The 6,370-nt window shown below is 72.2% G+C and carries 7 protein-coding genes and 1 rRNA gene; 7 read left to right on the plus strand and 1 reads right to left on the minus strand.

Annotation, left to right across the window (positions count from 1 at the left end; translation table 11 throughout):
* A 5S ribosomal RNA gene (gene rrf, locus ABTZ89_RS33935) occupies window positions 1–90 on the plus strand; the annotation flags it as partial.
* Window positions 91–279: 189 nt separating this feature from the next.
* On the opposite strand, the gene ABTZ89_RS33940 is transcribed toward rrf, so the two are convergent.
* Window positions 280–1,581, minus strand: coding sequence for a hypothetical protein (locus ABTZ89_RS33940; protein WP_351052539.1), 1,302 nt, complete (start codon window positions 1,579–1,581; stop codon window positions 280–282).
* Here ABTZ89_RS33940 and ABTZ89_RS33945 point away from each other — a divergent pair.
* From ABTZ89_RS33945 to ABTZ89_RS33970, 6 genes are all read left to right on the plus strand, one after another.
* Window positions 1,546–2,385, plus strand: coding sequence for a tetratricopeptide repeat protein (locus ABTZ89_RS33945; protein WP_351052542.1), 840 nt, complete (start codon window positions 1,546–1,548; stop codon window positions 2,383–2,385). The two genes, ABTZ89_RS33940 and ABTZ89_RS33945, sit on opposite strands and share 36 nt — an antisense overlap.
* The gene (locus tag ABTZ89_RS33950) at window positions 2,382–3,386 is read left to right on the plus strand and encodes an HAD-IIA family hydrolase (protein ID WP_351052545.1); all 1,005 of its coding nucleotides are present in this window, start codon (window positions 2,382–2,384) and stop codon (window positions 3,384–3,386) included. Before ABTZ89_RS33945 ends, ABTZ89_RS33950 begins: the two co-directional genes overlap by 4 nt.
* Window positions 3,387–3,481: 95 nt before the next feature.
* Window positions 3,482–3,709 carry a hypothetical protein gene (locus ABTZ89_RS33955; RefSeq protein WP_351052548.1) on the plus strand — a complete coding sequence of 76 codons (228 nt, stop codon included), beginning with the start codon at window positions 3,482–3,484 and terminating at the stop codon, window positions 3,707–3,709.
* 4 nt (window positions 3,710–3,713) lie between these two features.
* A complete protein-coding gene (locus tag ABTZ89_RS33960; RefSeq protein ID WP_270954110.1) occupies window positions 3,714–4,544 on the plus strand; it encodes a TlyA family RNA methyltransferase in 831 nt (276 codons plus the stop codon).
* A 38-nt stretch (window positions 4,545–4,582) separates the two neighbouring features.
* Window positions 4,583–5,485, plus strand: a complete 903-nt coding sequence (locus tag ABTZ89_RS33965) for an NAD kinase (protein WP_351052553.1) — start codon at window positions 4,583–4,585, stop codon at window positions 5,483–5,485.
* An 88-nt stretch (window positions 5,486–5,573) separates the two neighbouring features.
* The coding region (locus ABTZ89_RS33970; protein ID WP_351052556.1) for an AAA family ATPase at window positions 5,574–6,370 on the plus strand (797 nt) is incomplete at its 3' end.

Raw genomic sequence — 6,370 nt, forward strand, 5'->3', positions numbered from 1 at the left:
CCCGGTCCCATTCCGAACCCGGTAGCTAAGCTCCCCAGCGCTGATGGTACTGCACTCGACAGGGTGTGGGAGAGTAAGACACCGCCGACACACTATGTGAGAAGGGGCCGACCGGACCCGTCCTTGCGGGACGGATCTCCGGTCGGCCTCTTCGTTTTTCCATGACCAGGTTCGCGCTGGATCATGACCGTGAGTTGCCCCCGCTCACATTCGGGAGGCGGCCCGCCACAGCTCACCAGAAGGTGGGTCTACGCTGGTGGGGACTTCAGTGTTTCTGCTTCAGGAGGTTCGGTGTCCGGTTCCGACGACAAGCGCGGCGACTTCCGCCGCGGGGCCGGTGCCGGCCGAAGCGGCCAGGGTGGCCGCGGGGGTTACGAGCGCCGGGGTTCGCAGGGCGGTCCGCGCCGCTACGACTCCCGGGACGACCGCGGAGGCTTCCGCAACGACCGCGATGACCGCGGTCGCGGCGGCTACCGCGACGACCGCCGGGGTCGGGACGACTTCGGTGGCCGCGGTCAGGACCGCCGCGGTGGTTTCCGCCGTGACAACGACCGGCGTGACAACGACCGCCGCGATGACCGCGGAGGGTTCCGCCGGGACGACCGCGGGGGCTTCAACAAGGGCCGCGACGACCGCGGGCCGCGGCGTGACGACTTCCGGCGCGATGACCGCGACCGCAAGGACTTCCGTCGGGACGACCGCGGAGATCGCGGGGACTTCCGGCGCGACAACCGGGACCGTCGCGACGACCGGGGTGGACGCGACTTCCGTCGTGACGATCGGGGCGGCTTCCGCCGGGACAACGACCGGGGCGGCTTCAACAAGGACGACCGCGGGCCGCGTCGCGACAACTTCCGTCGGGACGACCGCGATCGCAAGGACTTCCGACGCGATGACCGGCGTGATGACCGCGGGGGCTTCCGCCGCGATGACCGCGACCGGGGCTTCAACAAGGGCCGCGACGACCGCGGTGGCTTCCGTCGTGATGACCGGGACCGCAAGGACTTCCGCCGGGACGACCGGGGAGATCGCGGGGACTTCCGGCGCGACAACCGCGACCGCCGCGATGACCGGGGCGGGCGCGACTTCCGTCGTGACGACCGGGGCGGCTTCCGCCGGGACGACCGGCGGGACAACGACCGGCGTGGTGGTTACGGACGTCGCGATGACCGCGGCTTCAACGACCGGCCCCGCCGTGACGACCGGCCGCGCCGCGATGACCGCGACTTCGGTGACCGGCCGCGTCGGGAGGACCGGCGTGACGATCGCCCGCGTCGCGACGACCGCAGCCGCGACGACCGCCGGGACAACCGGCGCGACGACCGTCCGCGCCGGGACGGGGACCGCTTCGACCGTCGCGACAACCGACGTGATGACCGTCCGCGCCGGGACGACCGGCGTGACGATCGGCCGCGTCGTGATGACCGGGGCGACTCCGAGCCGCAGGTGAACGAAGCTGCAGAGGCGAAGAAGGCTGCGCCTGAGCTGCCCGAGGGGCTGGACCCCAAGGACCTCGACCCCGAGGTGCGCCGAGAGCTGCTCTCGGTGCCCAAGGGCCTGGCGGACTTGGTCGCGCTGCACCTCGTGGCTGCTGGTCAGCTGGTCGACACGGACGTGGAGAAGGCGCTCGAGCACGCCCGCTACGCCCGGCTGAAGGCGTCCCGCCTCGCGTCGGTGCGCGAGGCCAACGGCCTGGCCGCGTACCTGGCTGGCGAGTGGAACGAGGCGCTGTCCGAGCTGCGCGCGGCTCGTCGCATGGCGGGTGGCCCCGGCCATCTCGCGATGATGGCGGACTGCGAGCGCGCGCTGGGCCGCCCCGAGCGCGCGGTCGAGATCGCCCGCAGCCAGGAGGCGACCCAGCTCGAGCAGGAGGACGCCGTCGAGCTGCGCATCGTGGCTGCCGGCGCGCGTCGGGACCTCGGTGAGGTCGAGGCCTCCGTCGTGAGCCTGCAGACCGCTGAGCTCGACCCGCAGCGGCAGGACCCGTGGAGCGCGCGGCTGTTCTACGCCTACGCCGACAACCTGCTGGCGGCCGGCCGCGAACGCGACGCCTTCACCTGGTTCGTGCACGCGGCGCACGCCGACGACGACGAGGAGACCGACGCTCCGGAGCGCCTGGAGGAGCTCGCCGAGAAGATCGGCGGCCCCGAGGTGGTCGAGGAGCTCGTGACCGAGGCCGAGGCCGCGGCCGGGATCTCCGACGAGGACGACGACGAGCTCGAGGACGACGTGGACGAGTCCGAAGAGGACAGCGCCGACGAGGACGCCTCGGACGACGAAACCTCGGACGAGGACGCGGAGAAGTCGGACGAGTCGGCGGCTGACGATGCCGACGCCGTCGAGCCCGCGAAGGGCGACGCTGAAGGGGGCGCGCGAGCGCAGTGAGCGGGACGCTGCTCGACGGCCACGACGTCGTGCTGTTCGACCTGGACGGCACGGTTTTCCGCGGCGGTGAACTGGTTCCCGGTGCCCTGGAGGCAGTTCGGGAAGTGCACCGCCGCGGTGTCGCGGTCCGCTACGTCACCAACAACGCGTCCAAGCCGGACCAGGCGGTCGCCGATCACCTCACCGGTCTCGGACTGCCCGCGGAGCGGGCCGAGGTGAGCACCAGCGCGCAGGCCGGTGCCGCGGTGCTGGCCGAGAAGTTGCCCGCCGGTTCGCGGGTGCTGGTGGTCGGTTCCGCCGCGTTGGTGTCCGAAGTGGACAAGGCCGGTCTGGTGCCGGTGTCGGACTTCGCCGACGATCCGGTCGCGGTGGTGCAGGGGCTGTCCACCGACATCGCCTACCGGGACCTCGCGGAGGCCTGCTTGGCGATCCGGGCTGGAGCGCTGTGGGTCGCGAGCAACGGTGACCGGACGCTGCCGACCGAACGCGGGCTGATGCCGGGCAACGGTTCGCTGGTCGCGCTGCTGCGCGCGGCGACCGACCAGGAGCCGCTGGTGGCCGGCAAGCCGGAGCGCCCGCTGCTGGATCGCGCTGTCTCGTCGGCGGGAGCCGAGTCGCCGCTGATGGTCGGCGACCGGTTGGACACCGACATCGCCGGTGCGGTCAACGCCGGGATGCCGTCGCTGATGGTCCTGACCGGGGTCAACACCCCGGCGGACCTGCTCGGCGCTCCGCCGGAGATGCGCCCGGACCACGTCGCCGCCGATCTGCGCGGGCTGCTGCAGGCTGCCGCTGAGGTGGCGATCGCGGCGCAGGACGGCTGGCAGGTCCGGGTCGACGACGACGGCCTGGAGCTGGCCGGATCCGATCAGCAGTCCGACGCCCTGGCCGCGCTGCGATCGCTGTGCTCGGCGTGGTGGGCCACTTCGTCCGGTCCGGTGGCGGTGCGCGGTGCGGACGAGCACGCGAAGGCCGCCTTGCGCGAGCTGGGCCTGGCCTGAGCGGCGGACGTCGCGGTGTCGCTGTCGGGGCGTTCGGATAGCGTGGGGACGTCGCCGCAGAGCGGTCGCGGCGTGATCGAGGGGAGCAGGAGCGGATGACCTCTCCGGGGCAGATGCCGAATCCCGCGATGCTGGCGCGCTCTGCCGACGACGGCCAGTCGGCGATCGACGCCATCGGGACGGCGGTCGCCGCGCTCGACGAGGTGTCGGAGAGTCCCGTCGCCGAGCACGTCGAGCGATTCGAGGCGGTGCACGCCGCGCTGACCGACGCGCTGTCGAAGGCCGACCACCTCCTCTCCGGAACGACTGCACACAGGAGCTGACGCAGTGCCACGCAGGGCGCGGTTGGATGCCGAACTGGTTCGACGCGGGCTGGCGCGGTCCCGCGAGCACGCCTCCGAACTCGTCGACGCGGGTCGGGTGACCGTGCGCGGGATGGTGGCGCGCAAGTCCGCCACCGCGGTCGAGACCGACGCGCCGGTGGTGGTCACCGAGGACAAGGACGACCCGGGTTGGGCGTCGCGCGGTGCGCACAAGCTGTTGGGTGCGCTGGAAGCTTTCGAGCCGGAGGGGCTGACCGTCGCCGGGCGGCGGTGCTTGGACGCGGGCGCCTCGACCGGTGGGTTCACCGACGTGCTGCTGCGCCGCGAGGCGCGCGAGGTGGTGGCCGCCGACGTCGGCTACGGGCAGCTGGTCTGGAAGTTGCAGACCGACGAGCGGGTGCACATCCACGACCGCACCAACGTCCGCTCGCTCACCCCGGAGCTCATCGGCGGGCCGGTCGACCTGGTGGTGGCCGACCTGTCGTTCATCTCGCTGAAGCTGGTGCTCCCGGCGCTGGCGGCTTGCGCGACCGCGGAAGCCGACCTGGTGCCGATGGTCAAGCCGCAGTTCGAGGTCGGCAAGCAGCGGCTGGGCTCGGGCGGGGTCGTGCGCGATCCGGAGCTGCGGGCCGAAGCGGTGCTGGAGGTCGTGCAGGTCGCCGCTGAGAACGGTTTGGGGCTGCGGGGCGTGGTCGCCAGTCCGCTGCCGGGGCCGTCCGGAAACGTCGAGTACTTCCTGTGGCTGCGGCCGGGGGAGAAGACTGACGTGGAGGCCGCGGAAGCGCTGATCGCCGAAGCAGTCCGGCAGGGACCGCAGAACTCGGTGAAGAAGTAGACCGCAGTGGAGAACTCGCACCGGTGAAGGAGTGGGAGTTGACCCGAGAGGTGCTGCTGGTGGTGCACACCGGCAGACAGCACAACTTGCGCACCGCCGAGAAGGTCGCCGGGCAGCTGATCGGCGCCGGACTGCGGGTGCGAGCGCTGGCGGAAGAAGCGCCCGAGCTCAACGCCGACTGCTACAGCAGGGTCGTGGCGCCCGGGCCGGAGGCGGCTGCGGGTACCGAGCTGGTGCTGGTGCTCGGCGGCGACGGCACCTTGCTGCGCGCGGCGGAGCTGGCGCGGATGGCCGGTGTTCCGGTGTTCGGCGTGAACCTGGGCCGGGTCGGGTTCCTGGCCGGTGCCGATTCCGATGCGCTGGACGAGGCGCTGGCCGCCGTGGTCGAGGGCCGGTACCACGTCGAGGAGCGGATGACGATCGAGGTCACCGCGAAGCTGGACGGCCAGGTCCTGGCCAGCACCTGGGCGCTCAACGAGGCCAGCGTGGAGAAGAGCAGCCGGGAGCGGATCCTGGACGTCGTCGTGGAGGTCGACGGCCACCCGGTGTCGGCGTTCGGCTGCGACGGGGTGCTGTGCTCGACGCCGACCGGGTCCACGGCGTACGCGTTCTCCGCCGGGGGGCCGGTGGTGTGGCCGGAGGTCCAGGCGCTGCTGGTCGTGCCGAGCAATGCGCACGCGCTGTTCGCCCGGCCGCTGGTGGTGTCGCGGGAATCGCTGGTGGCGGTGGAGATCGACCAGCACGGTCACCACGCGGTGCTCAGCTGCGACGGGCAGCGGCACTTCGACCTGCCGCCCGGGTCTCGGGTGGAGGTCGTGGCGGGGGACAGCCCGCTGCGCCTGGTGCGGCTGCACGACACCGCTTTCACCGATCGCCTGGTGCACAAGTTCGAGCTGCCGGTGCAGGGCTGGCGGGGACCGGCCCGCGTCAAGCGGGACTGAACGGGCGGGCCTGCGCTGGGGCGAGTTGTGCATTTCGTTATTCCCAGCGGGGCGTCGGCCGTCCGGGCGTGCCAGTAGGGTGCTTGATGTGTTGGCGGAGATGCGCATCCAGGGACTGGGCGTCATCGACGACGCCACGCTCGCACTGCACCAGGGGTTGACCGTGGTCACCGGTGAGACCGGGGCCGGCAAGACGATGGTGGTCACCGGGCTGCACCTGCTCGGCGGCGGTCGGGCCGATGCGTCCCGGGTCCGCTCCGGTGCGAAGCGTGCTGTCGTGGAAGGCCGGTTCCAGACGACGACCGACTCACCAGCGGCGAAGGTCGCTTCCGAGGCCGGGGCCGAACCCGACGACGACGGGAGCTTGATCGCCATCCGCACGGTCGCCGCCGATGGTCGTTCCCGCGCCCACCTCGGGGGCCGTTCGGTTCCGAACGCCTTGCTGTCCGAGCTGGCCGAGCAGGTGCTGGCGGTGCACGGGCAGAACGACCAGCTGCGGTTGCTGCGGCCCGGCGAGCAGCGCGCGGTGCTCGACCGCTTCGCCGGGGATCCCGTGCTGCAGGTGCTCGCGAACTACCAGCGGGTGCGCGCCGATTGGGCGGAAGCGGTGCGGGAGCTGACCGAGCGCACCGAGCGATCCCGGGAACTGGCGCGGGAAGCGGACCTGCTGCGGCACGGGCTGAGCGAGATCGAGGCGGTCGCACCGGAACCGGGCGAGGACGTCGCCCTGGTGGACGAGGCCCGGCGGTTGGCCGATGCGGACCAGCTGCGGGAGACCGCTGCGGGTGCTCAGCTACGCGCCGAACTACCACCTCGTGATCATCGTCGACGCGCCCGAGGACGAGCGCGTGCAGCGGCTGGTGGGTCGCGGGCTGACCGAGCAGG

The sequence above is a fragment of the Saccharopolyspora sp. NPDC002686 genome (assembly GCF_040295745.1).
GTDB lineage: Bacteria > Actinomycetota > Actinomycetes > Mycobacteriales > Pseudonocardiaceae > Saccharopolyspora > Saccharopolyspora oryzae.